Below are 24,691 nucleotides of genomic sequence, written 5' to 3' on the forward strand. Positions count from 1 at the left end.
ATCTATTCGTAATGCGACCACATACGCAATACACGCACAGTGCGCTCTTGGGTGAACACCTGGTACACCAGGCGGCGCTGGATGTTGATGCGCCGTGAATACGCACCAGCCAAATCACCCACCAATTTTTCATAGCCGTGCGGATTTTGAAATGGGTCAACCGCCAGCAATGCCAACAGCTCTTGAGTCCTCGGCTTCAACCCAGCGGCGGCCAACTTCTTGGCGTCTTTGAGCGCGTGCTTGGCAAAGACAAGCTGCCAAGGTTTCACCAATCCAACTCCTTGGCACTTTTCTTCAACGGCTCGGCCATGCCTTCTTTGATCGACTCGCGCATGCCGGGCACCGACAGCAAGAACAGCGTTTCTTGAATGGCCTGCCAGTCTTCGCTGGACAACAACACCGCATTGCAACGCTTGCCAGCGATGTGGATGGGCTGATGCGACTCGGCTGCTTGATCCATCAAGCGGTAAAGATTGGCGCGAGCCTCGCTGGCGGTGAGGGTGGACATGCTGAACTCCTTTGAATCACTGTCGTACGATTTTACGTACTTTAAAAGATCCTGTCACTGGCATTCCCCCAAACCTATAGACATCAGCTGGGGGCCACGCAGGTGGCACTCAGCCATGCCATGCAGTACCACGACTCTGTCTTTGCACTGTTCATCGAAACCACCAACCGCTTCACCCAAACCCAGAGCACCAGCGGCAATTTCTTGCGTAAAACGGTGACCACCACCACCACCGGTTACGCAAGCCCATCCTTCTACCTGGCCATGCCCTTGAACATGAGCCCATCACGCAACAACATCAATCCTGGCGCCTTCGGTGTGATTTGTGTCACCGGGGCTTCCAGTTGCGACGATGAAGCGCACGTGGTCACAGGCATGATCGCGCTTGAACCACTCAAAGGCGGCAACATCCCGTCCATTGAGCAACAGCTGTACTACAACGTCTCCTCAACGAGCAGCTGGACGACTTTTGCATTTGCCCTGATGACCGCCGCACTCACCTATGGGGCAGTAGGTATGTATGCGGCCGCTGCGAGTGGTACTGCCGCCGCAGGAGGAGCACTTGCGAGCGCTGAAGTTACCGGAGCCGCGATGTCTGCAGCGCAGCAAGCCGCCGTGTTCTACGCAGGTAGCACCCAACTTACTCAAGGAGGGTCACTCGTATCTCCTCAATCCGGCTGGATGGGAAGTGTTGGCTGGGACCCCTCCGGCGTTGGCAATGGCTCTTCAACTGGGGCTACCTGTACAAACCAGCATTGTGCTGGACTGTATGCAGCGATACTTCAAAAGCATGTCAACACAGACGTGCTAGATTCGTCCAGTAGTGGCAATTTATCAGCAACGAACTTAATTATTCAAGGAAACTGCGACATCACATGGACAGTAGCTGCTTGCAGAGCAGCTGGCCTTAATCCGGGTACGGCTCTATACCGGCCAGACAGCTATGTGGAAGCAAAGACTGTGTATTCGATGAAGATGCGGGCCATTGAATGCAAGGCTCAAGGACTCACAGACAAGGCGCTGCGTCAATGCATTTCGCCGCCAATTAGAAGGCCGTGATCCAAGAAGTCCCTGGCAATCAATACTTGCTCAAAAAATCCTTGTATGCAGTTTTGTAGGACCATCCGTTGCATTCCACACCACCTTTTTGTTCGAGAGACATGTGCACCAATCCAGGCCAAAACATCAAACCAGCGACAGTTGCCAACGCGACACCTCCTGCTTTAGTAATTGGGTCATAAGCTGACTGGTTGTCGCTACCAACCCACTTGCAGTTTTCTGTGGGCTCGAGAGCCGAAACTTCAACGAATCGAAAGGGGCTCTGCTTCTCCAAATCAAGTTTAATGATAGCTCCACGTTTGATTTCCAAAGCGACAGGAACGATCTCATTACTTGTGATGACTTCCTTATTTACGACATGACTCACGTAAACAACATTCAATTCATCAAGTCGACCGCAAATCTTCTCTCTCGTATCCTTGTATTTATCACCCCCCAAATTTTTGTCGCAGGTTTCTTTATTTGAGATACCCGGATGCACGGAATTAACCTGGGCATAGATAAATCCTGTGTCTCCGCGTGCTTTCTGATACGCCTCCAACTTCGCCTGGGAAGATGCGCAACCCGTCAAAAAAGAAAGGAGACCAAGCACTGCACCCAACGCAATAAGGTTTAATTTTCGAGTCAAAGTGGCCATGATGCATCTCCTTCAATCACAACGTGCAAGTTGAATTTTGGTTGACCTCATTTTAAATTATTTTGTTTTCAATTCGTAGTATGAGCTTAACAAATTCATACTCAAACGAACATCAACTTTCAACCCAATTCCATGCAATCAAAATATCCACATCGGCAAAAGGTGATGGTTTCCTTCAAAAAGAATTGCGTGACTTAGACAAGGCATATTCTCCTCAATACGAGTAGGTGCACGTCTACCTGTGAGCAAAAATCTGCATATCGCTTCTGGAGCCCCATTACTGCAAACATAGTTTTTTCACGCAGCTCTTGAGAGTTGAGCGAGGGACGCCCAAAACCGGAGTCACCTGGACGCAGGAACTGGGCAAGTATTGGACTTGGAATGCAATTCCGCAAACCACCATAAAAAACGATGCCGCGCTCTCCCTCAATCGTTTCAACACATTTGTCTAGGGTATTGATGTATCGGCTAAACGCATCGGCAATCTCTCGCCGCGAATTCGGAGCATGATCACGAGTAAAAACATCAATGGTTAACCAGTCGATTGACTCGGTAACTGTTCGCTTCTCAAGCTCTCTTGCTAGGCGTGCGTAGTCCGGCTCAAGCTTTTGGAGCTCGGTGACGCAAAGGCCAAAAGTCTCGTTATGGTTCTGCTTTGCGAAAGTGCGGGGCAGTGTTCGCAGCAACACCGGACGATGTAGCCACGCGCCTTGGCCGACCAGACTGGGCCCACCGCAAACGACCCACATTTGCACACTGGTGCGGAAGGCCTGGGCGAGCCGGTAAGCCATGTCGGCAGAAATGCCAGACGCGCCCGTCACCACACGCGAGAGCGTGACGCGGCTGACCCCCAGCTTCACCGCCGCCTCGGTGATGGGGTGATGCCACCCAAATACTCCTTGAGGACTGCGCCAGGGTGAGGCGGCTTGTGCATTTGTGTCATACAAGTAGCCTTGCACCCGATGCTTTTGAAGCCTTTTCGTCAAAGGTCAGGAACGGAAGCGCATCGCCCTTGCGGGCCAGGGACAGGTGCAAATACTCCGCAAAATCGGCGGCACCGTCCTCGAAACTGGAAAGCGCCTGCTCTATCGCTCCCTCCGATTCAAACTGCAGCTCGTAGGTGTCTAGCAACGCCGAGAAGGCGCGGATGACAGTGGCTTTAGAGAATTTGTACCTGGAGCGCAAAACCCATTCGAGTTCGAGCATCACCGTCACCGGCACCCACAAACTTTCAGACTTACGGATGTGGTGCTCAAAGACTTTTGCGACCGCCATCGACTGGCGCTCATCGTCCTTGACGATGTACCGCACCAGAATGTTGGTATCGAGCGAAGCAGCAACGCTCACGGGCGCATATCCTCAACTGCAACCCGCTTACTCTTGGCCGGAGTGAGCAGGCCCTTCAAGTCCCGGACAGACTTGTTTTTGACCCGAACAAACAGCCTTCCGTCTGCCAGTACGTGCCAAACCAGGCGTGTGCCCGGCACGCCGCCGATACTCTGCCGGATGTCAGCCGGAACAGTCGTCTGGCCTTTTGCTGTGATCGTTGATTCTGTCATGGTATCACCTTACTTTTTCATAATTGTAATGTCGCGGGGTCGTGGTTTGCAATGACTTGAGCAGACTCCATGTAAGTCACAGTGCATCCGCGAACATCTGACTGAGGACGGCAGGCGCAAGGTCAACATACCGCTGGCTGCACTCGATGCTGGAATGGCCGAGCAGCTGGGCCACGGCATCAATGTCGGCGGTGCTGGCCAGCACCTTGCCCGCAAAGGTGCGCCGCCCGGAGTGACTGGAGCCCCCGGCCAGGCCTGCCCGCCGGTACAACCTGGTCACATGGCTTTGCAGGCTGTCGCAGGCCTTGTAATCCCGGTGCTCACCAGTCTCAAGGACGCGTCGTTTGGTGTTCTGGCTCATGCCTGTACCGCGCCCGCTGAAAATCAATGGCTGGTGGGGCAGAAGTCCTCGGTATTGGCCGCTGTCCATGTCCGTACCAATCTCCCGCTCGATCCGGTGCACCAGGTAGGCCTGCAAGGCATCTACCAGGGGCATGGCAGCCCATATCACTTATCCGTTTTTTTATCAAAGGCCGATTTGTTGCCACTCAACATTCTTGAGGTTTCGCAACGATTGAATTTTTCACGTATGCCACACCCAACGCTCTTCATTTTTTCTTCTATGGTTCGCGCTTGCTCACAGCGCTTCCTACCCTCGTCGACATAGGCCTGCCTTTCCTTGGAAAGCAGCTCGGGGCATTCAGGAATAGCCCCATCCAAGGGGTCCTTGGAGCATGCGGACATGAGCAACACAAACAGTGCAACGACGATGACTTTCATAACTTCTCCTTCGGTGAGTTGGTGGTTTAAATATCAAGAGGGCAGGGCAAGGCAGGCATCACGCCTTCACCTGCATTCCAAATCCAGGCAGGCAGCTCACTCGCTTCAACCATTTGTTGAAGGGCTACCTGAAATTCATCGGTTGCGTTTGGATGAATGATGTACAAGGCGGTGGGCACAGGGAGCGTGTCATTGGCCACCAAGCAAGCCAAAGGACGCGTGCTTGGCAGGTTGTAGCGCAACCCCTTGACAAATCTTCGCTGAGATTGAGTCATCGCGTCAATCACCTCCTTCTCATACGTGGAGTCGAATGGAATCCAGTTTTCTGTCGTCGCCATCAAGGCCAACTTCACTCGGCACTCCTGGTCAACTTCTCATTTAAGTGAAAGCTAGCAATAAGGGACGCGTGTGTGCTTTGAGTCAAGATTTCTGTATTTATTTTTGGCATGATGTGTACCCATGCGCCAGCCCCAAGCCCCCCACCCCTCTGACCGTTTTCAATACACCCCCACCCTCACATGCGTGATGCCGGCCTACAACGAAGGCCAAAACCTCGGCACCTTGGTGCCGCAAGTGCTGTCGGCGCTGCAAGCGCTGAGTTCACAGGTGGAGATCGTGTTAATCAACGACGGCAGCCGTGACAACACCGCCCAGGTGATCGAAGCCTTGTGCGCCCAACACCACGAGGTGGTGGGCATCAACCTGTCGCGCAACTTCGGCAAAGAAGCCGCGCTCACTGCGGGCATCGACGCCGCACGCGGTGAGGTGGTGGTGTTGATGGACTCCGACGGTCAGCACCCGGTGTCGCTGGTGGCCGACATGCTGCAACGCTGGCGCGAAGGCTCAGACGTGGTGTACGCCATTCGCCGCACGCGCGACGACCAGTCGGCCCTGCACGCCGGTCTGACGGGCATGTTTTACAAGCTCATCAACATGGGCAATCGGGTGAAGATTCCGCCCCACGCTGGCGACTTTCGGTTGATGGACCGCCAGGTGGTGGACGCGCTCAAGGCCCTGCCCGAACGCAACCGGTTCATGAAGGGCTTGTACGCCTGGGTGGGATTTGCCAGCACCGCCATCGACTATGAACCGCTGCCGCGCGCAGCCGGCGAAAGCAGCTTTGGTTTGAGAGGCTCGTTTGCGTTGGCGCTCACCGGTGTGCTGGCGTTTTCGATCGCGCCGCTGCGCGCCTTGACCATGCTGGGCTTGCTGCTCGCCACCATTGCGATGGGTTATGGCGCTTGGGTGGTGGCCGAGTATTTCTGGTGGGGCATCAACGTGCCCGGCTATGCCACCTTGGTGGTGGGGCTGATGTTCTTCAGCGGCATTCAGTTGCTGTCCATTGGCATCTTGGCAGAGTATGTGGGCCGCATCTACGAAGAGGTGAAGCAACGCCCCATGTACTTGGTGCAGCAGCGCTGGGGGGCCGGTTTGGCACTGACCCCGGCCAAAGCGCCAGCAGCGCCTGACTTACCCGTCGACGAAGAAGTGGCCGTTTGAGCCCGTCATGAGCAGCTTGCGCACGGGCTTTTGGTTTGTGGTGGTGGGTGCCGGTGCGGCCTTCACACACATGGCCGTGTTTGCACTGGTCGAGCCATCGTTGTGGCCCGAGGTGGCCAATGCCGTGGGGTTTGTGGTGGCGTTCGGCGTGAGCTTTGCCGGGCACCGCTGGCTGAGTTTTCAAGACGCGGGCACCTCGCTGTGGCAAAGCTTGCGCCGTTTTGCCATCACTGCACTGGCAGGGTTTGCTGCCAACGAAGTGATCTTTGTGGTGTTGCTGCGCGGCTTGGGGCTGCCGTCGTTCTTAGCGCTGTTCTTGGCGCTGGTGTTGGCATCGGCCCAAACCTTTGTGCTCAGTCGCCTGTGGGCGTTCCGACGCCGCAGCTGAAGCCCCCGCCGTGCTGCGGTACAGCGACCACGCCTGCCCACCCAGCACCCGCTCAAAACCACTGTGTCGCTGCAAATTCAAACTGGCTGACCCATTGGGCGCCAGCACCCAGGCACCGGCTTGTTGTTGCAAGGTGTCCAAGCGGCTCAGTGGCTGCAAGGCGCGCGCGGCTTGGGCGTCAAAGTCGGCCCCTTCAAACAACTCGCGACGCCAGTTGTCCCCGGCAGTGCGACGTTCGGTGTCCCAGTCTTGCAGCACTTCGATCGGCTGCTGGAGTTGGGCATAAAACGGCAAGTCGTACGGGTACTCGTCCAACACAGCCACCACATCGCCCGCCACGATCTCACAGCCCAGCACAGCGGCCACGTCGGCGCTGCTGTGGCGCAAGGTGTAGCGCCCCGCCACGATGTTGGCCGTCAAGGCCAGCACCAACGCCAACCCCACCAACCCGGCAAACAAGCGCCCGCCCCAGGCACGAGGTGCCAGGTGTTGCTGCCACCACACGGCTGCCAACACGGCAAGTGACGGGATGACAGGCAAGGCATACCCAATGAGCTTGGAATTGGGGATTGAGAAGAAACCCAAAATGGCCAACACCCAAATCCAGCACAGCGTCACCCAGGGGCTTGGCACCGAAGCATCTGAAGCCGCAGGTGACGCAGCCATCGGCTGACTCGGCCAGCGCTGCTGCACAGCGGCACGCACACGTTGCCAGCCGTCCGCCAAGGCAAAGAACACCCAAGGAAACAGCAACACCACCACGGCCACGCCATAGAACCACCAAGGGCGCGCGTTGTTGAACGTGGTGGCGGTGTAGCGGCCAAACTGGTGCTTGCCAAACATGTAGGCCAGCATGTCGGGGTGCTCGCGCGCGGCCAACACAAACCAAGGCAGCGCCACGGCCACCAACAACAGCACGCCACTGACCCAAGGCAGCGCCCACACCTTGCGCCATTGCCAGGTCCACAGCACCCACAAGGTGAGCACAAACCCGGGCAACAGCAAACCGATCAGGCCCTTGCTCAACACCCCCAACGCACAGGCCACAAAGCCTGCACGTGCCCAATGGGCGTGCACGCCACCGGGGTGCAGCATGGCGCGCGCAAAGCACCAAATGGCCACGCTCATCCAGGTGGCCACCACCATGTCGTGGTTCACATACTGACCGCCCACCAAAAAGGCCAGGCTGCTGCCCAGCATCCATGCCGCGCGGCGCGCGGTGGCGGCGCCGGCGAAGTGGCGTACACACGCACACATCACGCCCCACATCAAACAGGCATGCAAGGCCACCACCAAGCGTGCCGCCCACGGTGTGACGCCCAACAGTTGCATGGCCACCGCCTCCAACCAATACAGCAGCGGCGGTTTGTGAAAGAAGGGCACGCCGTCCAGGCGCGGGGTCAACCAGTCGCCGCTGGCGAGCATCCAGCGGCCCACTTCGGCATAACGTCCCTCGTCAGGCAACGCCAAGGGCCGCCACGCGGCCAGCACCAGCAAAAGCGCAGGCAGCAGCAACCAAGCCCAGCGGCGCATCCCCGTGTGTACGGGCACAGGCGCATTTGGGGGAACAGAAGAATCAACAGAGGTCATGAAATGTGGGTCGGTTGTCCGCTGCCACGCACCAAGCGCACACCTGCGTCACGCAGGTCTTGCACAAAGTCGTGGCTGGCCAGATACGCAAACTCGCGTGCACGCGCAGGGCCAATGTCGTCTTCGGCATGGGCCGAAGCCGCCGGATGGCACATGATCAGCGCAGGCTGGTCGCCCGCTGGGGCATCCAGCAACCAGCGCTGCATGTGCTGGCGGTAGTCGTTCAAGCTGCCATCAAAGCCATAAGCACCCAACAGCGGTGCCACGCAGGGCCAATTGTGTTGTTGCGCCCAAGCCTGCAACGCACGCGCGCCCATGGTGGAGATGACTTGCGCCTTCAAGCCCACTTGCGACACACGCGACACACGCAGCCAGGGGCGGGTGGGATGTGTGCCGTAGCGGCGCAGCAGCACCTCACACAAGGCCTCACGCAAGCCGGCAAATTGCTGCACGTGTTGATGGCCATCCACATGGTCTGGGGGGGCTTGCCAGTGGGCTTCGAAGGCATCGAGCTGACGCTCAATTTCATCGCGCACCGCAAGGCCACGAAAACCGCCCCAGCAAGAGCGCCACATCACCGAGCGCAAGCTGCGGCCAAAGCCTGCTTGCTGCGCAAAGCTGCTGGTCCAGTCCAGGTGCAGGCCCACATCAAGCTGCGCGCGCATCTCGCGCAAAGCGGCGGCATCTTCGGGCCAGCGCGGCGCATGCACCATCACGCTGGTGGCGCTCAAACGCCCCAGCACACACAAGGCCACAATGCCCTGCGAAGTGGGCGCGTTGATCGCATAGTCGTCGGCACACACCACCACGGATTTGATCAAGGTTGACTCACTCATACCGGACTCCCCCAGTAGTCTTGCTGGGCATAGCGGTATTTGAGAAAGTCAATCCACAAACGCAGGCGCAGGGGCAAGTGTTTGCGCTGCGAGAACACGGCGTAAATGCCATTGGGCGCGGCCGCAAAGTCGTCCAACACCGACACCAGTTGCCCGCTCTTGATTTGCGTGGCCACCTCCCAGGTGCTGCGCCAAGCAATGCCATGACCGCCCAAGCACCAGTCGTGCAAGACCTGCCCGTCCGAGCAGTCCATGCGCCCGGCGGGACGCAGGTGAATCACCTCATGCGCGCCGGTGGCGGTGGGCACACGAAAGGCCCAGCCTTTGGTTTGTGAGGCATCGCTGGAGAGTGTGAGGCAGCGCAGGCGCATGAGGTCGTTGGGGGTTTGGGGCGTGCCGTGGCGGGCCAAAAATTCTGGCGTGGCCACACACAGGCGGCGGTTGTCGGCCATGCGCACGCTGACCAGGGACGAGTCGGGCAAGTCGCCCACGCGCACCGCGCAGTCAAAGCCTTCGGCGGCCAAGTCAACCACCCGGTCGCTGAGGTTGAGCGATACCGTCACATCCGGGTGCGCCGCACAAAACTGCGGCACCAGCGGTGCCACATGGCGTCGGCCAAAGCCAGCCGGCGCGGTGATGCGCAAGTGCCCACTGGCTTTCAAACCGCCCGCGCTGACGCTGGCTTCGGCATTGGCCACATCGGCCAACAAACGCTGGCAGTCTTCCAAGAAGGCACTGCCTTCGTGGGTCAGCGTGATGCGGCGGGTGGTGCGCACCAAGAGCTTGACGCCCAAATGCGACTCGAGCCCATCCAGCCGCCGTCCGATGATGGCAGGTGCAACGCCCTCGGCATTGGCTGCCGCAGTCAGGCTGCCCTTTTGCGCCACCGACACAAAGGACTCAAAGGCTTTGAGTTTGTCCATCGGGCAATTATCCACGGGGGGTGCGTCACCTAAACTCAGGCCATGCAACACACCTCCGTCCCCAGCGCCACCCCTTGGATGGCCCGCATCGGCGCTCCGCTTGAACATCTTTTCCCCGCCTGGTTTGCCCTGGTGATGGGCTGGACAGGCTTGGCCCAGGCCTGGCTACGCGGCTCGGATTTGCTGGGCGACATGGCGCTGGGCCTGGCCTTGGTGGCGGGTGGTTTTGCCGCACTGATTTTTTGCCTGCTGTGTCTGGCCAGTGTGTGGCGACTCAAGCTGCACGCCCACGCGGTGCGCAAAGACTTGCAACACCCCATTCGTCATGCCTTCATGGCCACGTTTCCGGTGTCGGTGATTTTGTTGGCGGCCCTCGGGGCCGCTTTGTTTCAACACACCCACGCCATGCTCGATCTGGCCTTGGCTTGGTTTTGGTGTGCGGGCTCGGTGCTGGAGTTTGTAGCCACCGTGTGGGTGATCAGCCGCTGGCTGCGACCACCAGCCGAAGGTGGCTTGCAGTGGCCTACCCTGACGCCTGCGCTGTTCATCCCGGTGGTGGGCAATGTGTTGGCTCCCTTGGGCGGCGTGCCGCTGGGCTTTGAGTCTTGGGCCACGGCTCAGTTTGGCATTGGCTTGTTGCTGTGGCCCATTTTGCAAACCCTGCTGTTTGTGCGTTGGGGCCAAGCCGGGCCCTTGCCCGCCAAGCTCAGCCCCACCTTGTTCATCAGCGTGGCCCCACCTTCTGCCGTGGGCTTGAGCTTGCTGCAAATGCAGGCACCGGCCTTGGCCGTGTGGGCCGTTTGGGGCATGGCTTTGTTCTTCCTGGTCTTGACCTTGACCCAGCTGGAAGCCATGCGCGCCCAGCCTTTTGGCATGTCGTTTTGGGGCATGAGCTTTCCATTGGCCGCCTTCAGTGCCTTGACCCTGCGCTTGGCCAGCACCCCTGAGGGGGCTTGGTTGCAACTGCCCGCACTGGGCATGCTGGCCCTGACGTCGCTGGTGATCTTGGGCCTGACCCTGGGCACTTGGCGCGGCTTGCGCAACGGCAGCTTGCTGCTGGCCGACGCGTGAAGACTGAGGTGTCTGATTAGCGGCGTATTTGTCAGGGCAACCCCACCCTTTGCGCGTGCAATTCGGCTGGCGCCATCCCCTAAGATTCGCACTGATATTTGCACCGATGTCTTTGATCCAAAATTTCCCCCTTTGATTCATCCAGAGAGAACGTCCCATGAGCCAACACGTCACCCCACGCACCCAGGTGCATAGCCTGCAAGTTGCCAGCAACCTGCACGAGTTCATCAACAGCCAAGTGCTGCCCGGCACTGGCGTGAGCGTCGAAGATTTTTGGCGCGGCTTTGATGCCATCGTGCAAGACCTGGCCCCCAAAAACATCGCCTTGCTGGCCGAACGTGACCGCCTGCAAACCGAGCTCGATGCCTGGCACAGCAAACATCCTGGGCCGATCAAAAACATGAAGTCTTACCGCGCCTTCCTGGAAAAAATTGGCTACCTGGTGCCCGTGCCCGCCAAAGTGAAAGCCACGACAAAAAATGTCGACGCCGAACTGGCCTTGCAAGCTGGCCCCCAGTTGGTGGTGCCGGTGCTCAATGCGCGCTACGCGCTGAACGCGGCCAACGCGCGTTGGGGCTCGCTGTACGACGCCCTGTATGGCACCGACGCCATCTCTGAAGCCAACGGCGCTGAAAAAGGCAAGGGCTACAACCCCGTGCGTGGCGCCAAAGTGATTGAGTACGCACGCTATGTGCTGGACCGCACCGCCCCCTTGAAGAGCGGTTCGCACATCGACTCCACTGGCTACGCCGTGGTGAATGGCGCGTTGGCAGTGACGTTGAAAAACGGCAAGACCACCTCGCTGGCCAAAGCCGCACAACTGATTGGCTACCAAGGTGATGCCGCCGCGCCGTCGTCGGTGCTGTTGCAACACAACGGCTTGCACCTGGACTTGCAAATCAACCGCAACACCGCCATTGGCGCCAGCGACGCCGCCGGCGTGAGCGACTTGGTGGTGGAAGCCGCTTTGTCCACCATCCTCGACCTGGAAGACTCGGTGGCCGTGGTGGACGCGGACGACAAAGTGCTGGCCTACGGCAACTGGTTGGGCATTGTCAAAGGCACGCTGACCGAGGCTGTGGAGAAAAACGGCAAAACCTTCACCCGTGGCTTGAACGCTGACCGCGTGTACACCGGCACCAAAGGTCAGCCCATCACGTTGCATGGCCGCTCGCTGCTGTTCTTGCGCAACGTGGGTCACCTCATGACCAACCCCGCCATCCTGTACACCGGCCAAGACGGCCAAGTGCACGAGATTCCTGAAGGCATCCTAGATGCCGTGGTCACCACCGCCATCGCACTGCACGACTTGCAAGGCCACGGCGCCAACGGCATTCGCAACTCGCGCACCGGCTCGGTCTACATCGTCAAACCCAAAATGCACGGCCCCGCAGAAGTGGGCTTTGCTGCCGAACTGTTTGGTCGCGTGGAAAAGGTCTTGGGCTTGGCCGACAGCACGGTCAAGCTGGGCATCATGGACGAAGAGCGTCGCACCAGCGTGAACCTGAAGGCGTGTATTGCCGCTGCGGCCAGCCGCGTGGCCTTCATCAACACTGGCTTTTTGGATCGCACGGGCGACGAAATGCACACCGCCATGTTGGCAGGCCCCATGCTGCGCAAAGGCGACATGAAGACCACCCCTTGGATTCAGGCCTACGAAAAGAACAACGTGCTGGTCGGCTTGTCATGCGGCTTGCGCGGCAAGGCGCAAATCGGCAAAGGCATGTGGGCCATGCCCGACCTGATGGCCGCCATGCTGCAACAAAAAATTGCCCACCCCAAAGCCGGTGCCAACACCGCCTGGGTGCCCAGCCCCACGGCGGCAGTGTTGCATGCCATGCACTACCACCAGGTCAAGGTCGTCGATGTGCAAAAAGACATGGAGAAGATCGACGCTGACGGTCAACGTGACGCCTTGCTCAACGACTTGCTGCAAGTGCCCGTGGTGGCCAAGCCAAAATGGAAAGACGCCGAGAAGCAAGAAGAGCTCGACAACAACGCCCAAGGCATCTTGGGCTATGTGGTGCGCTGGATTGACCAAGGCGTGGGTTGCTCCAAAGTGCCCGACATCCACAACGTGGGGTTGATGGAAGACCGCGCCACCCTGCGCATCTCCAGCCAACACATGGCCAACTGGCTGCACCACGGCGTGGTGACTAAGGCCCAGGTGAACGCCACCTTCAAGCGCATGGCCAAGGTGGTGGACAAGCAAAACAAGGGCGATCCGCTGTACAAAAACATGGCGGGCAACTTTGCCACCTCTGCGGCTTACCAAGCGGCTATCGACTTGGTATTCAAAGGCAAAGAGCAACCCAGCGGCTACACCGAGCCCCTGCTGCATGCTTGGCGCTTGAAGGTGAAGGCGGGCACAGCCTAAAACGAGGCAAACGTTAGCCCCAAACAAACGGCACCTACGGGTGCCGTTTGTTTTGATCAAGTTACTATGATCAAGCTCTATCTCCTTTAGGAATACACATGTCCAACTCATACGCACAAACACTGGTGCGCTTCGCACTGCGCACCCTCATCGGTTTGGTGTTGACCGTGGTGCTGCTGGCTGGGCTGTACCTGCTATTTGCTTACCACTTCACCTACTCGCGTGGCGAGAGCGTGGGCTATGTGCAAAAGCTCTCCTACAAGGGTTGGGTCTGTAAAACATGGGAGGGCGAGCAAGTGCGGGCGTTGGCCACCATGCCCGCCATTCCCGAAAAGTTTGCCTTCACTGTGCGTGACAACGCGATAGCCGACCAGATCAACGCCCACATCGGTCAGAAGGTGGTGATGGAGTACGCGCAACACAAAGGCTTGCCCGAGTGCTTTGGCGAGACCCAGTACTTTGTGGTGGCGGTGCGCCCGGCACCTGGCGAGTGAAACGCAGCTGCGCGTCAGGCCCGTGGCGCGGTGGGGTAGACCAGCTGCTGCAAATGGCGCACCCCTTTGTTGACCTGCACCCACCATTTTGAAAATGAGTCACAAGGCTTGTCCAGGTCACGAAACAACCTCGGCGCTGCACGTTGCTGCCAAGGCACCTTCGGCATTTCTGGCAGACGCAGGTGCGCCACGGTATGCACGGTTTGAGCCTGCGCCAACACAGCCTCCATCTCTGGCACGCTGGCCCACCAGCGGTGTGAGCTAAGGGCCGCCATGCGATCGCCCACAAACTGCCAGCGTCGCGCGTCCCAGGGATGCGCCTGGGTTTGCTCAGCCCATGAGGCCGCAACCACCACCGCATCGCTGGGCACATCGGCAGGCACATCTGCCAGCGCCCAAGGGTGTACCAACCACACCTGGCGACCCGCCACGCAATCGGCACGCGGCGCGGTGAACTCCAGGTGTTCAGGGGGCGCGCTGTACACCTGGGGTTCATCCACGCCAGCATCGTTGCGGTCACCGGCTTGCGTCACGGTGGCGGGGTTGTGCGCCAAGATGTCCAAGGTTTCGTAGCTGGTGTCGGGCAAGGTGCCTCTGCTGTGCCAAGGTGAAGGGGCAAATTTCTCGACGTTGTCGGCGTTGAACAAATACGGTTTGTTGCTGCCCGTGCCCGCCACCCACTGCCAGCTGAGGTAGTTGCTGGCCAAGTCACCATCGAGCAGATGACCATACAACCAGTCGGCGGCCACGCGCCAATACACCTTGCGCAGATGCACCAAATAACTGGCCAACCACAAGCGCGCGTGGTTGTGCAAATAACCACTGGCGTAGAGCGTTGACACGGCTTGGTCAATCACGGGCACGCGGGTGCAAGCGTGGCGCACGTCGTCGGGTAACTCTGTGTGATACGCCGACTCAGGCAAGACCCCTTCGTGCAGCGAAGCCGCAATGCCGGCTTCACCCCAATGCTGATGCAGGTGCTGGTAGTACTCGCGCCAGCCCAACTCCATCATGAATTTATGTTGCAGCCCTAAGCGGTGGCGGTGGTACACGACAGTGGCTACATCGGGCACGCTTAAGAAACCATGCGTCAAATACGGCGATAAATAGCTGACTGCACCCGTCAAGTCGTTGCGCGAATAGGCGTAGTGCTTGGGGTCGACCAAGCTCAGGCGTTCATGCGCAGCTTGGAGCGTGGGAGGAAATTCGTACATCACAAGACATGCATTTTGCCTGCTCTGCCTCGCTACACTTTGGCCATGACAGCCTTGCACTCAGCCCCCGTTGACCCCCGCACCTGCCCTTTGTGCGGTGGCCCCAATCGGTGTGCGTTGGGAACTGCGTCGACCCCAGGTACACCTCATGTCTGAACGCGGCTCACTGGCAGAACTGCAAAGCCGTTACGGCACGCGTCACCGTTGGCTGCTGTTGGCCACGGTGATGATTGGCTCGATGGCGGCCATCATTTCGTCGACCATCATGAACGTGGGCATTCCTGACATGAGCCGGCAATTTGCCATCGGCCAAGAGCAAGCCCAGTGGGTGAGCTCGGGCTTCATGGTGGCCATGACCGTGTCGATGCTGACCACCCCTTGGCTGCTGGTGCGCTTTGGCTACCGCCGCACCTACACCGGCTGCATGCTGCTGCTGGCCAGTGCGGGCATTGCGGGTGGCTTGTCCACCGACTACAACTTGGTGCTGGTGGCCCGTGTGGCCGAGGGCTTGGCCGCAGGGGTGGTGCAACCCATACCGGCCATCATCATCTTGCGCGCGTTCGACACCTCAGAACAAGGCCGTGCGAATAGCTGGTTTGGCATGGGCGTGGTGCTGGCACCCGCGATTGGCCCGAGCATTGGCGGCTTGCTGGTGGACATGTTTGGCTGGCGCTCGTTGTTTTTCATGGTGGTGCCGTTCTGTGCGGCATCGCTGTGGCTGTCATACCGCTATGTGCCCACCACCGCACCGGGTGGCGTGAGCGCCAACCATGGCAAGCCCACACTGGATATTGGCGGTTTGGCTCTGGCCACTGTGGGCACCTTGTGTCTGCTCAACGGTTTGGTGATGCTGCATCGTGGTCAGTACAGCCTGTCGATGGGCTTGCTGTTGGCCACCCTGGCCTGCTTGGTGGGCTTCATTGCTTGGCAGCGCTGGCAAATTGCACGCGACGGTCTGCCTTTGATGAACTTGGCGCTGTTCGCGCACCGCCCGTTCGCCATGGGCACGGTGGTGGCCTTCATCTACGGCATTGCGCTGTTTGGCTCGACCTATTTGATTCCGGTCTATCTGCAATTGGGCCTGGGCCTGTCTGCCAGCCACGTGGGCACCTTGCTGTTGCCTGCCGGCTTGGTGCTGGCGTTGACCATTGCCATCGTGGGTCGCTACTCCAGCACCCACCCCACGCACTTGCTGGTGAGCTTTGGCTTGGCGCTGCTCGCGCTGTCGTTTGCGTTGATGTTGATCGTCAACCTGCACACGGCACTTTGGATCTTGGTGGTGTTGGCTGTGCTGGGCCGCATTGGCTTGGGCTTTGTATTGCCATCACTCAACATTGGCGCCATGCGCAGCCTAAATACACAACTGATTCCTCAAGGTGCAAGCACCATCAACTTTTTGCGCATGCTCGGTGGTGCCGCAGGCGTGAGCTTGTGCGGCATCTTGCTGGAGTGGCGACTGGCCGCGCATGGCGACACGCTGACCAACACCACCACCTCGCTGGCACGTTTGGCGGCGTTTGACGAAGTGTTCTTGTTGTTGGCTGCCGTGTGTGCGCTGGCCATGCTGGCAGCCTGGAAAATTCGTGACGTCCGTCACCCCGCACTCGCTGAATCGAAATAAGCCACCATGTGTCAACTCCTCGGCCTGAACTGTAAAAACCCCACCGATGCGACCTTCAGCTTCACCGGGTTCGCACAACGCGCTGGCGTGACCGACCACCATGCCGATGGCTGGGGCATTGCGTTTTTTGAAGGCTCTGAACATGACCGGGGCCTGCGCCACTTCATCGACCATTTGCCTGCCAGCACCTCGCCCGTGGCCGAGCTGATTCGCCGCTACCCCATCAAAAGCCGCAACGTGATTTCGCACATCCGCAAGGCCACGCAAGGCAAGACAGCGCTGGAAAACTGCCACCCGTTTGTGCGCGAGCTGTGGGGCCGCTACTGGGTGTTTGCACACAACGGCAATTTAGAAAACTATGCACCCCGCTTGCACGGCAACTTCAAACCGGTGGGGCAAACCGACAGCGAACAAGCGTTTTGCTGGTTGATGCAAGAGCTGGCCAAGTCGCACGCCAACGTGCCATCGGTGGCAGAGCTGACGCTGACACTGCGCGAGTTGGTGCCCCGCATTGCCAAGCATGGCACCTTCAACTTTTTACTCTCCAACGGGCAGGCGCTGTGGGCGCATGCATCCACCCGCCTGTGGTACATCGAGCGCCGGCATCCGTTTGCCACCGCCACCTTGAGCGACCAAGACATCAGCATCAACTTTGCAGAACATGCCTCGCCCGATGACCGGGTGGCGGTGGTGGTGACCGAACCGCTGACCACCAACGAACTGTGGACACCGTTTGCGCCGGGTGAGTTGAAGGTGTTTGTGGATGGAGAGGTTGTTTCGGTGTGACGTTGTGTCTGTTTGCTATCACGGCAAACCCGCCATTGATCGCTGGCCCACATTTCAAAAAGCGCCTCATTGCATGAAAGTACGCCTTACTCAATAATGAAATAAGCATCACTTTGGTTTTTCTTACTTCACTGAAGGAGGGGTTATGCATCAACGATCCAACGCTCGCCAGGCGGCTCTCGTCGTCATGGCAATGTTCACGGCGGGATGGGTGCAGGCACAGACCGCGTCTTCATCCCAAACCCAGTACACCGCCGACAGCAAGCTGGCTGCCACGCGTTACAAGGAAGATCAGAGACTTTGCAACAGTGAACCGACAGCCGCCAGCCGCATGCAGTGCAAGCGCGATGCAAAGACCGAGTACGACAACGCCATGGCCAGCGCCAAAGCGCGCATGGGCGTTAATGCATCGAACGCCACGACAGTTGCCAATTGCCCAGATTGCGCACAGGTCGTTGCAGTCAGCCAGACCGAAAAGGCCAGCGAGGGCAGCGCCGTCGGCATGATCACCGGAGGCGTTGTGGGTGCGGTGCTAGGCCATCAATTGGGGGGCGGTTTTGGCAAGGACTTGGCCACGGCAGCCGGGGCTGCAGGTGGGGCGTATGCAGGCAAAGAAATCGAAAAACGCGTGAACACCCACAAGGTGTGGACTGTCACCGTCAAAATGCCCAACGGTCACACGTCAAACTTTGAATATGCCAGCCATCCCGGATACCGGGTGGGTGACATGGTCCGGGTGGAGAACAACCAACTTTCTCGACCTTGACCTGATCAGTGACGCACCGCTGCCTCCAGCGCGTCCACAAACAAAGCCGCCACGTTGCAGCCGGTTTGGTCAAAGATTTCTTGAAAGCACGTCGGGCTGGTGACGTTCACCTCGGTCAGGCAGTCACCAATGACGTCTAAGCCGACCAACAACAAACCCCGTGCCGCCAGCACCGGGCCCAGCGCCTCGGCAATTTCACGGTCACGCGGTGAAATGGCTTGTGCCACGCCTTTGCCGCCTGCGGCCAAGTTGCCACGCACTTCACCGCCCTGAGGAATGCGTGCCAAGCAATAAGGCACCACTTGGCCACCAATCACCAACACGCGTTTGTCGCCCTGCGCAATGGCCGGTAAAAACTTTTGCACCATCACGGTTTGGGCACCGTCGCGGTTGAGGGTTTCAATGATGGCACCCAGATTCAAACCATCGGCTTTGACACGAAAAATGCCCATGCCGCCCATGCCGTCGAGCGGCTTCAAGATGATGTCTTGGTGCTGCGCATGAAAGTCTTTGATGGCTTGCGCATCGCGTGTCACCAGCGTGGGACTGATGAATTGCGCAAACTCCAGAATGGCCAATTTCTCAGGATGGTCGCGCAACGCGGCGGGCTTGTTGAACACCCGGGCGCCTTCGCGCTCGGCTTGCTCCAACAAGTGGGTGGCGTAAAAGTATTCGCTGTCGAACGGCGGGTCTTTGCGCATGACCACCGCGTCCACGCTGTGCAAGGCCAGGTGCTCGTCGACACCTTGCACCTCAAACCATGCGTCGGTGTCCCCCGTGAGGCGAATGCGCTGGGCCCGCGTGGTGACCTTCTGCCCGCTTTGCCACACGATGTCGTGTGGCTCGCACGCCAACACCTGGTGGCCGCGCTGTTGTGCTTCGCGCATCATGGCGAAGGTGGTGTCTTTGTAAATTTTGAAAGACGCCAGAGGGTCAGCCACGAAGAGGATGTGCATGGTTTAAATCTCGATCTTGCTGCCCAACTCGACCACCGAGTTGCTGGGCAGATTCAAGAAGTCAGCGGCAGAGCTGGCGTTGAGGTGCATTTGTGCGAACAGTTTTTCACGCCACTGCGCCATGCCCGTGCCAATGGTGGGCACGATGCTGTCGCGCGACAAGAAATAGCTGGTGGTCATGGGGCTGACTTCGCAGCCCATGCCGCGCAACTGGGCCAAGGCACCTGGCACGTCGGGGTTGTCTTTAAAGCCGTAATGGATGACCACCTGCCAGCAGTCGTGACCCAGGGGGCTAACCACCAAACGCTCGGCATCGGAGACCCAAGGCACCTCGTGGTTTTGCACGTTCACAAACAGGTTTTGCGCGTGCAGCACCTTGTTGTGTTTGAGGTTGTGCAGCATGGCGTTGGGCACCGACCCTTTGCCTGAAGTTAAGAACACGGCCGTGCCATCCACACGGACAGGGGGCGACACAAACACGGCTTCCAAAAAACTGGGCAAGTCGAGCGCTTCTTCTTGGCGCTTGTCGTTCAAGATGTCGCGGCCATCACGCCAAGTGAGCATGAGCATCAAAATAGCAGCGCCAATGAGCAGCGGGAACCAACCGCCCTCGAACAGTTTGAGCAAGTTCGAAGCCCAGAAGGCGAAGTCCACCACAAAGAAAAAGCCGGTGGTCAGCAGACACAGCCACAGCGGGTATTTCCAGCTGTAGCGAATCACAAAGAACGTCAACACGGTGGTGATGAGCATGTCGGTACACACCGCAATGCCGTATGCAGCGGCCAAATTGCTGGATGACTTGAACATCATCACCGCCAACACGATGGTGGCAAACAGGCCCCAGTTGACAAACGGAATGTAGATTTGCCCGGTGTCTTTGACGCTGGTGTGCAGCACTTGCAGACGCGGCAAAAAGCCCAACTGCACCACTTGTTTGGTGACGCTGAAAGCGCCCGAGATCAAGGCCTGCGACGCGATCACCGTGGCTGCCGTGGCCAGGGCCACCAAGGGCACCAACAACCAGTCTGGGGCCATCAAGAAGAAGGGGTTAGACACCGCATCGGGGTTGCTCAACAACAAAGCGCCTTGGCCAAAGTAGTTGAGCGTCAACGCGGGCATGACCACCATGAACCAGGCCACACGGATGGGCTTTTTACCAAAGTGCCCCATGTCGGCGTACAGCGCCTCACCCCCGGTGACGCACAGCACCACGGCACCCAAAATCAGGAAGGTGATTTTGGGCTCGCTGAAGATAAAGTTCAGTGCGTAATACGGGCTGATGGCCCACAAAATTTCTGGATGCGAGGCGATGTGAAAAACACCCAACGCAGAAATGGCAATGAACCACACCACGGTGATGGGGCCAAAAAACTTGCCGATGCCGCCCGTGCCACGCTTTTGAACGGCAAACAAACCGAACAAGATGATGAGGGTGAGTGGGATCACATATTTCTTGAAAGCGGGCGACACCACTTCCAGACCTTCGACCGCCGACAGCACCGAAATGGCCGGTGTGATCACACCGTCGCCGTAAAACAAGCAGGTGCCAAAAATACCCACCAGCAACATCTTGCTGCGCAGCTTGGGTTTGTCTTTGACCGACATGGAGGCCAGGGCCAACATAGCCACCAAACCGCCTTCGCCGTTGTTGTCAGCCCGCAGCACCAAGGCCACGTATTTCACCGACACGATGGTGGTCAATGTCCAAAAGAAGATCGACAAAATGCCGTAGACATTGTCAGGCGTGAACTCCACATGGCCGGAGCCAAACACCTCTTTCATGGCGTACAGCACGCTGGTGCCGATGTCGCCATACACAACGCCAATGGCGCCCAGCGTTAAAGCTGCCAGGGAAGACTTGGCATGTTGTTCCATCAGAAATCTCAATCGTAGTTTTCAGCTTCCGGATCGGTCGCTTCGAGTTCATAACTTGCCGCCAGCATGGCCAAACGGCCAATCACACCGTACATGTAAAAACGGTTCGGGGTGCTGGCACCGGGTTTGACGCCGGGCTGCGGGGTGTGGGCACTTTGTTCAAAGGCCAACGGTATAAAACTGGCGCCGGGGGCGTTCAAGTTTTCGTCAATGCCGCGGTCGGCATGCACGCGATAGAAGCCGCCCACCACATAGCGGTCCATCATGTAGACCACGGGCTCGGCCACGGCGTCATTCAAACGCTCGTGGGTCAGCACACCTTCTTGGATGATGACCTGGTTGACCGCCTGACCGTCTTTGACGACGCTCATTTTGTTGCGTGTTCTGCGGTTCAAGGCATCAAGGTCTTTGACATCGCGCACCGTCATGATGCCCATGCCATAGGTGCCGTTGTCGGCTTTGACAATGACGAATGGTTTTTCTTGAATGCCGTACTCTTTGTATTTGCGCTTGATCTTGGTGAGCAAGGCATCCACGTTGGTTTGCAGGCACTCCATGCCCGTGCCCTCGGCGAAGTTGACTTCGCCACACTGGTTGAACATGGGGTTGATCAACCAAGGATCGATGCCCAGCAATTTGCCAAAGCGCTTGGCCACTTCTTCGTAACACTCGAAGTGTTTGCTCTTGCGACGCACGCTCCAGCCGGCATGCAGCGGTGGCAACAGGTACTGCTCGTGCAAGTCTTCCAAGATGCCAGGAATGCCCGCGCTCAGGTCGTTGTTGAGCAAGATGGTGCAGGGGTCAAAGTCTTTGAGCCCCAAGCGACGTTTGCTGCGAATGACGGGCTCTAGCGTGACGCTGTCTCCGTTGGGCAAGTCAATGGTGGTGGTTTCTTTGATCTCGGGATTGATCGAACCGATACGCACATTCAAACCCGCCATGTGGAAGATGCGCTGCAGCTGCGCCACGTTCGACAAATAAAACGTGTTGCGTGTGTGGTTCTCAGGAATCACCAGCAAGTTGCGTGCTTCGGGGCAGATCTTTTCAATCGCGGCCATCGCCGCTTGCACCGCCAAAGGCAGCATCTCGGGCGTCAGGTTGTTCCAGCCGCCGGGGTACAGGTTGGTGTCAACGGGCGCGAGCTTGAAGCCTGCGTTGCGAATGTCGACCGAGCTGTAAAACGGGGGCGTGTGCTCCATCCATTCCAAGCGAAACCAGCGCTCAATAGCGGGCATGGAATCGAGGATGCGTTGCTCAAGCTCGTTGATAGGGCCCGTCAAGGCCGTGATGAGGTGGGGAACCATGGTGTCCTTCTAATGGGAGGCAATTCTAGGACGTTGGGCCAAGCTCGGCAGCTTCAAGCACGGCGCTGTCGCCGCGCTGACTCAGGTGCGGATTTCGCCTTGCCCCAACACCACGTACTTGAGCGAGGTCAGACCTTCAATGCCCACGGGACCACGGGCATGGAACTTGTCAGTGGAAATGCCTATTTCGGCACCCAAACCGTATTCAAAACCATCTGCAAATCGGGTGCTGGCGTTGACCATGACGCTGGACGAATCCACTTCGCGCAAGAAGCGCTGGGCGTGCATGTGGTCACGCGTGAGGATGGCCTCGGTGTGGTGGCTGCCGTAATGGTTGATGTGTGCGATGGCCGCATCCAGCCCGTCCACCACCTTGATGCTGACGATGGGGCCGAGGTATTCCTCAAACCAATCTTGCTCGGTGGCGTCTTTGAGTTGCGCGCCCTGCACCCCAGCCAACAAGGCACGGGCCTCTGGGCAGCAACGCATTTCCACCCCCTTGGCCGCAAAGATAGCGCCAATACGGGGCAAGAACGCTGCGGCCACGCCACGCGCCACCAGCAAGCTTTCGCTGGCGTTGCAGGGGCTGTATTTTTGGGTTTTGGCGTTGTCCGCAACAGTCACGGCCATGTCGATGTCACAAGGGTCATCGACATAGGTATGGCAGTTGCCATCCAAGTGTTTGATGACGGGCACTTTGGCCTCGCGGCTGATGCGCTCGATCAAGCCTTTGCCGCCGCGCGGAATGATCACATCGACAAACTGTGGCATGGCAATCAAATGCCCCACGGCTTCGCGGTCGGTGGTGGGCACCAGTTGCACAGCTTCGGCGGGCAGGCCGGCGCTCACCAAGGCTTGTTGCACCAGCAAGGCCAGGGCTTTGTTGGATTCGATGGCTTCTGAACCGCCACGCAAGATGCAGGCATTACCGCTCTTGATGGCCAAAGAGGCCGCCTCGATGGTGACGTTGGGGCGACTCTCGAAAATCATGCCGAACACGCCAATGGGCACACGCATTTGACCCACGCGGATGCCGCTGGGTTGTTGCTTCATGCCGATGATTTCGCCAATCACATCGGGCATGGCGGCAAGTTGTTCGCAGCCCTGTGCGCAGGTCTCCAGCACCTTGGGGCTGAGCTTGAGGCGATCCACCATGGGGGCCTCTAAACCGGCAGCGGTGGCGCGCGCAATGTCTTTGGCGTTGTCGACCTGCAAGGTGTCGACATTGGCACGCAGCAAAGCGGCCAAGTGGCGCAGGGCTTGGCTTTTCAAAGCCGCCGAAGCTTTGGCCATCTGTGCCGAGGCGGTTTTGGCCTGGGCACCCAGCAATTGCATGTGCTCGGCAAGGGTGTGTGAAGTCATGGCCCTATTTTCCCTCAAGCAGGGCGTGCCATGCAGGCGCGGCACAAGCGCATGGCCAAGCGATGCAAAGCTTGCCAACTGTCGGTGGGCCACTCTGGCACTTTGAGGCCTTTGACAATGCCGTCCACCTGATGAGCCGACTGCAAGAGCTTGTCCAGCATGCCCACACTCAAGCGTGGCAAGACGCGCTCGAACAAGCGCTCACGGGGGCCCCAAATGCGCTGTTCGCGCAGCACCATGGGCAGGGCCTTGCCTGCGGCCACGGCGTCTTTGACGCGCTTGAGGGCCCGGATTTCTTCAGCCAGGGTGTAATGCACCAGCACCTCGGCCTCGCCCTCGGCTTTCAAGCCATCGAGCATGCGTTGCACGCGCAAGGGCTGGCCACTGAGCACGGCCTCGGAGAGTTTGAAGACGTCGTAACGCGCCACATTGAGCACCGCACGTTCCACTTGTTCCAGGCTGAGTTCACCTTCAGGGTAGAGCAGCCCAAGTTTTTGAATTTCTTGGTGCGCCGCCAGCAGATTGCCCTCCACCCGATCAGCAAAAAACTGCAAGGTGTGTTGCCCCGCTTCACCCGAGGCCACGCGCTGTTGCTGAGCCCCCAGGCGTTGAGCAATCCACATGGGCAGGGCTTGGCGCTCGACTGGGTCGATCTGCACGCTGACGCCGTTGTTCTCCAACGCGGCAAACCAAGCGGTGCTCTTGGTCTGCTTGTCCAGGCGCGGCAACAACACCACGGTCAAGGTGGTGTCGTTGCCCTGTGCGGATTCGGCAATTTGCTGCAAGGCGACGCTACCCTCTTTACCCGGCTTGCCTGAGGGAACGCGGATTTCAATGATCTGTTTGTCGGCAAACAAACTCATCGAGCCGCCCGCCGCCAACACCTCACCCCAGTCGAAGTGGGCGCCTGCCACGGTGTAGACGCTGCGCTCGGTGTAGCCCTGGCTGCGTGCGATGGTGCGGATGCTGTCCATGGCCTCTTGCTGCAACAAGGGCTCATCACCATGCAAGGTGTAGAGGCTGCGCAGGCCTTTGCTGGCGTGTGCCTGCAAGTGCTGCGAAAGTTGGTTGGCCGCGACTTGCAT

The 24,691-nt window shown here is 58.6% G+C and carries 27 protein-coding genes; 9 read left to right on the forward strand and 18 right to left on the reverse strand.

What is annotated here, in order from left to right; translation table 11 throughout:
- Positions 1–2: 2 nt before the first annotated feature.
- Both B9Z39_RS07585 and B9Z39_RS07590 read right to left on the reverse strand, forming a co-directional pair.
- Positions 3–269: a Txe/YoeB family addiction module toxin gene (locus B9Z39_RS07585; RefSeq protein ID WP_108301486.1), complete on the reverse strand. Its 267-nt coding sequence runs from the start codon at positions 267–269 to the stop codon at positions 3–5.
- Positions 266–508, reverse strand: coding sequence for a type II toxin-antitoxin system Phd/YefM family antitoxin (locus B9Z39_RS07590; protein WP_108301264.1), 243 nt, complete (start codon positions 506–508; stop codon positions 266–268). The genes B9Z39_RS07585 and B9Z39_RS07590 overlap by 4 nt, the downstream gene beginning before the upstream one ends.
- Before the next feature lie 120 nt (positions 509–628).
- Here B9Z39_RS07590 and B9Z39_RS16885 point away from each other — a divergent pair, with 120 nt between their 5' ends.
- Positions 629–1,567 (forward strand): hypothetical protein, encoded by a 939-nt coding sequence (locus B9Z39_RS16885; protein ID WP_146183295.1) that lies wholly within the window; start codon positions 629–631, stop codon positions 1,565–1,567.
- 19 nt (positions 1,568–1,586) lie between these two features.
- Here the strand turns inward: B9Z39_RS16885 and B9Z39_RS07595 are convergent, their stop codons facing one another.
- The 7 genes from B9Z39_RS07595 to B9Z39_RS07625 form a co-directional block, all read right to left on the reverse strand.
- The gene (locus B9Z39_RS07595) at positions 1,587–2,204 is read right to left on the reverse strand and encodes a hypothetical protein (RefSeq protein WP_108301265.1); all 618 of its coding nucleotides are present in this window, start codon (positions 2,202–2,204) and stop codon (positions 1,587–1,589) included.
- Positions 2,205–2,398: 194 nt separating this feature from the next.
- Entirely contained in the window at positions 2,399–3,028 is a 630-nt protein-coding gene (locus tag B9Z39_RS17265) for a hypothetical protein (protein ID WP_369908124.1), read from the reverse strand.
- Positions 3,029–3,143: 115 nt separating this feature from the next.
- Positions 3,144–3,551, reverse strand: a complete 408-nt coding sequence (locus B9Z39_RS07605; RefSeq protein WP_108301266.1) for a type II toxin-antitoxin system VapC family toxin — start codon at positions 3,549–3,551, stop codon at positions 3,144–3,146.
- Positions 3,548–3,763, reverse strand: a complete 216-nt coding sequence (locus tag B9Z39_RS07610; RefSeq protein ID WP_108301267.1) for an AbrB family transcriptional regulator — start codon at positions 3,761–3,763, stop codon at positions 3,548–3,550. The genes B9Z39_RS07605 and B9Z39_RS07610 overlap by 4 nt, the downstream gene beginning before the upstream one ends.
- 76 nt (positions 3,764–3,839) lie before the next feature.
- The gene (locus B9Z39_RS07615; protein ID WP_108301487.1) at positions 3,840–4,259 is read right to left on the reverse strand and encodes a tyrosine-type recombinase/integrase; all 420 of its coding nucleotides are present in this window, start codon (positions 4,257–4,259) and stop codon (positions 3,840–3,842) included.
- 11 nt (positions 4,260–4,270) lie between these two features.
- The gene (locus tag B9Z39_RS07620; RefSeq protein WP_108301268.1) at positions 4,271–4,543 is read right to left on the reverse strand and encodes a hypothetical protein; all 273 of its coding nucleotides are present in this window, start codon (positions 4,541–4,543) and stop codon (positions 4,271–4,273) included.
- Between the two features lie 26 nt (positions 4,544–4,569).
- Positions 4,570–4,896: a DUF1173 family protein gene (locus tag B9Z39_RS07625; protein ID WP_108301269.1), complete on the reverse strand. Its 327-nt coding sequence runs from the start codon at positions 4,894–4,896 to the stop codon at positions 4,570–4,572.
- Positions 4,897–5,002: 106 nt separating this feature from the next.
- Between B9Z39_RS07625 and B9Z39_RS07630 the strand changes: the two genes are divergently transcribed.
- Complete coding sequence (locus B9Z39_RS07630; RefSeq protein WP_108301270.1) at positions 5,003–6,043, forward strand: glycosyltransferase family 2 protein; 1,041 nt, start codon at positions 5,003–5,005, stop codon at positions 6,041–6,043.
- A gap of 7 nt (positions 6,044–6,050) precedes the next feature.
- Positions 6,051–6,431, forward strand: a complete 381-nt coding sequence (locus tag B9Z39_RS07635) for a GtrA family protein (protein ID WP_100147364.1) — start codon at positions 6,051–6,053, stop codon at positions 6,429–6,431.
- Here the strand turns inward: B9Z39_RS07635 and B9Z39_RS07640 are convergent.
- Genes B9Z39_RS07640 through B9Z39_RS07650 form a run of 3 tightly spaced genes read right to left on the reverse strand, consistent with a single transcriptional unit; the run spans position 6,348 to position 9,780 of the window.
- On the reverse strand, positions 6,348–8,021 hold the full coding sequence (locus B9Z39_RS07640) for a glycosyltransferase family 39 protein (RefSeq protein ID WP_233248948.1): 1,674 nt from the start codon (positions 8,019–8,021) through the stop codon (positions 6,348–6,350). The two genes, B9Z39_RS07635 and B9Z39_RS07640, sit on opposite strands and share 84 nt — an antisense overlap.
- Positions 8,018–8,857 (reverse strand): ChbG/HpnK family deacetylase, encoded by an 840-nt coding sequence (locus B9Z39_RS07645; RefSeq protein WP_233202667.1) that lies wholly within the window; start codon positions 8,855–8,857, stop codon positions 8,018–8,020. The genes B9Z39_RS07640 and B9Z39_RS07645 overlap by 4 nt, the downstream gene beginning before the upstream one ends.
- A complete protein-coding gene (locus B9Z39_RS07650; RefSeq protein ID WP_108301272.1) occupies positions 8,854–9,780 on the reverse strand; it encodes a LysR family transcriptional regulator in 927 nt (308 codons plus the stop codon). Before B9Z39_RS07650 ends, B9Z39_RS07645 begins: the two co-directional genes overlap by 4 nt.
- 42 nt (positions 9,781–9,822) lie before the next feature.
- Between B9Z39_RS07650 and B9Z39_RS07655 the strand changes: the two genes are divergently transcribed.
- From B9Z39_RS07655 to B9Z39_RS07665, 3 genes are all read left to right on the forward strand, one after another.
- The gene (locus B9Z39_RS07655; RefSeq protein WP_233248949.1) at positions 9,823–10,851 is read left to right on the forward strand and encodes an SLAC1 anion channel family protein; all 1,029 of its coding nucleotides are present in this window, start codon (positions 9,823–9,825) and stop codon (positions 10,849–10,851) included.
- Between the two features lie 157 nt (positions 10,852–11,008).
- Positions 11,009–13,228: a malate synthase G gene (locus B9Z39_RS07660; RefSeq protein ID WP_108301273.1), complete on the forward strand. Its 2,220-nt coding sequence runs from the start codon at positions 11,009–11,011 to the stop codon at positions 13,226–13,228.
- Between the two features lie 98 nt (positions 13,229–13,326).
- Positions 13,327–13,722, forward strand: coding sequence for a hypothetical protein (locus tag B9Z39_RS07665; RefSeq protein WP_100147360.1), 396 nt, complete (start codon positions 13,327–13,329; stop codon positions 13,720–13,722).
- A gap of 14 nt (positions 13,723–13,736) precedes the next feature.
- On the opposite strand, the gene B9Z39_RS07670 is transcribed toward B9Z39_RS07665, so the two are convergent.
- Entirely contained in the window at positions 13,737–14,936 is a 1,200-nt protein-coding gene (locus tag B9Z39_RS07670) for an FAD-binding domain-containing protein (protein WP_108301274.1), read from the reverse strand.
- 148 nt (positions 14,937–15,084) lie between these two features.
- Here B9Z39_RS07670 and B9Z39_RS07675 point away from each other — a divergent pair, with 148 nt between their 5' ends.
- The 3 genes from B9Z39_RS07675 (at position 15,085) to B9Z39_RS07685 (ending at position 18,109) form a co-directional block, all read left to right on the forward strand.
- A complete protein-coding gene (locus B9Z39_RS07675) occupies positions 15,085–16,557 on the forward strand; it encodes an MFS transporter (RefSeq protein WP_108301275.1) in 1,473 nt (490 codons plus the stop codon).
- Between the two features lie 6 nt (positions 16,558–16,563).
- A complete protein-coding gene (locus B9Z39_RS07680) occupies positions 16,564–17,343 on the forward strand; it encodes a class II glutamine amidotransferase (protein WP_100147358.1) in 780 nt (259 codons plus the stop codon).
- 145 nt (positions 17,344–17,488) lie between these two features.
- Entirely contained in the window at positions 17,489–18,109 is a 621-nt protein-coding gene (locus B9Z39_RS07685) for a glycine zipper 2TM domain-containing protein (RefSeq protein WP_233202665.1), read from the forward strand.
- 5 nt (positions 18,110–18,114) lie between these two features.
- Here the strand turns inward: B9Z39_RS07685 and gshB are convergent, their stop codons facing one another.
- The 5 genes from gshB to holA all read right to left on the reverse strand — a co-directional run bounded on the left by gshB (position 18,115) and on the right by holA (position 24,691).
- On the reverse strand, positions 18,115–19,065 hold the full coding sequence (gene gshB, locus B9Z39_RS07690; protein ID WP_108301276.1) for a glutathione synthase: 951 nt from the start codon (positions 19,063–19,065) through the stop codon (positions 18,115–18,117).
- Positions 19,066–19,068: 3 nt separating this feature from the next.
- A complete protein-coding gene (locus B9Z39_RS07695) occupies positions 19,069–20,940 on the reverse strand; it encodes a potassium transporter Kup (RefSeq protein WP_108301277.1) in 1,872 nt (623 codons plus the stop codon).
- An 8-nt stretch (positions 20,941–20,948) separates the two neighbouring features.
- Positions 20,949–22,244: a glutamate--cysteine ligase gene (gene gshA, locus B9Z39_RS07700; protein WP_100147355.1), complete on the reverse strand. Its 1,296-nt coding sequence runs from the start codon at positions 22,242–22,244 to the stop codon at positions 20,949–20,951.
- 81 nt (positions 22,245–22,325) lie between these two features.
- Positions 22,326–23,606, reverse strand: a complete 1,281-nt coding sequence (locus B9Z39_RS07705; protein ID WP_108301278.1) for a glutamate-5-semialdehyde dehydrogenase — start codon at positions 23,604–23,606, stop codon at positions 22,326–22,328.
- 14 nt (positions 23,607–23,620) lie between these two features.
- Positions 23,621–24,691, reverse strand: coding sequence for a DNA polymerase III subunit delta (holA, locus tag B9Z39_RS07710; RefSeq protein ID WP_100147350.1), 1,071 nt, complete (start codon positions 24,689–24,691; stop codon positions 23,621–23,623).

Origin of the sequence: Limnohabitans sp. JirII-29, assembly GCF_003063395.1 — a bacterium.
Lineage (GTDB): Bacteria > Pseudomonadota > Gammaproteobacteria > Burkholderiales > Burkholderiaceae_C > Limnohabitans.

Coding starts and splice junctions, on each gene's coding strand:
- B9Z39_RS07660 (WP_108301273.1), top strand. CDS start 11,009: ATGAGCCAACACGTCACCCCACGCACCCAGGTGCATAGCCTGCAAGTT.
- holA (WP_100147350.1), bottom strand. CDS start 24,691: ATGCAAGTCGCGGCCAACCAACTTTCGCAGCACTTGCAGGCACACGCC.
- B9Z39_RS07695 (WP_108301277.1), bottom strand. CDS start 20,940: ATGGAACAACATGCCAAGTCTTCCCTGGCAGCTTTAACGCTGGGCGCC.
- B9Z39_RS07635 (WP_100147364.1), top strand. CDS start 6,051: ATGAGCAGCTTGCGCACGGGCTTTTGGTTTGTGGTGGTGGGTGCCGGT.
- B9Z39_RS07645 (WP_233202667.1), bottom strand. CDS start 8,857: ATGAGTGAGTCAACCTTGATCAAATCCGTGGTGGTGTGTGCCGACGAC.
- B9Z39_RS07610 (WP_108301267.1), bottom strand. CDS start 3,763: ATGACAGAATCAACGATCACAGCAAAAGGCCAGACGACTGTTCCGGCT.
- B9Z39_RS07630 (WP_108301270.1), top strand. CDS start 5,003: ATGCGCCAGCCCCAAGCCCCCCACCCCTCTGACCGTTTTCAATACACC.
- B9Z39_RS07655 (WP_233248949.1), top strand. CDS start 9,823: ATGCAACACACCTCCGTCCCCAGCGCCACCCCTTGGATGGCCCGCATC.
- B9Z39_RS07705 (WP_108301278.1), bottom strand. CDS start 23,606: ATGACTTCACACACCCTTGCCGAGCACATGCAATTGCTGGGTGCCCAG.
- B9Z39_RS07615 (WP_108301487.1), bottom strand. CDS start 4,259: ATGCCCCTGGTAGATGCCTTGCAGGCCTACCTGGTGCACCGGATCGAG.
- B9Z39_RS07675 (WP_108301275.1), top strand. CDS start 15,085: ATGTCTGAACGCGGCTCACTGGCAGAACTGCAAAGCCGTTACGGCACG.
- B9Z39_RS07590 (WP_108301264.1), bottom strand. CDS start 508: ATGTCCACCCTCACCGCCAGCGAGGCTCGCGCCAATCTTTACCGCTTG.
- B9Z39_RS07685 (WP_233202665.1), top strand. CDS start 17,489: ATGCATCAACGATCCAACGCTCGCCAGGCGGCTCTCGTCGTCATGGCA.
- B9Z39_RS07680 (WP_100147358.1), top strand. CDS start 16,564: ATGTGTCAACTCCTCGGCCTGAACTGTAAAAACCCCACCGATGCGACC.
- B9Z39_RS16885 (WP_146183295.1), top strand. CDS start 629: ATGCAGTACCACGACTCTGTCTTTGCACTGTTCATCGAAACCACCAAC.
- B9Z39_RS07620 (WP_108301268.1), bottom strand. CDS start 4,543: ATGAAAGTCATCGTCGTTGCACTGTTTGTGTTGCTCATGTCCGCATGC.
- B9Z39_RS07640 (WP_233248948.1), bottom strand. CDS start 8,021: ATGACCTCTGTTGATTCTTCTGTTCCCCCAAATGCGCCTGTGCCCGTA.
- gshB (WP_108301276.1), bottom strand. CDS start 19,065: ATGCACATCCTCTTCGTGGCTGACCCTCTGGCGTCTTTCAAAATTTAC.
- B9Z39_RS07595 (WP_108301265.1), bottom strand. CDS start 2,204: ATGGCCACTTTGACTCGAAAATTAAACCTTATTGCGTTGGGTGCAGTG.
- B9Z39_RS07670 (WP_108301274.1), bottom strand. CDS start 14,936: ATGTACGAATTTCCTCCCACGCTCCAAGCTGCGCATGAACGCCTGAGC.
- B9Z39_RS07650 (WP_108301272.1), bottom strand. CDS start 9,780: ATGGACAAACTCAAAGCCTTTGAGTCCTTTGTGTCGGTGGCGCAAAAG.
- gshA (WP_100147355.1), bottom strand. CDS start 22,244: ATGGTTCCCCACCTCATCACGGCCTTGACGGGCCCTATCAACGAGCTT.
- B9Z39_RS07665 (WP_100147360.1), top strand. CDS start 13,327: ATGTCCAACTCATACGCACAAACACTGGTGCGCTTCGCACTGCGCACC.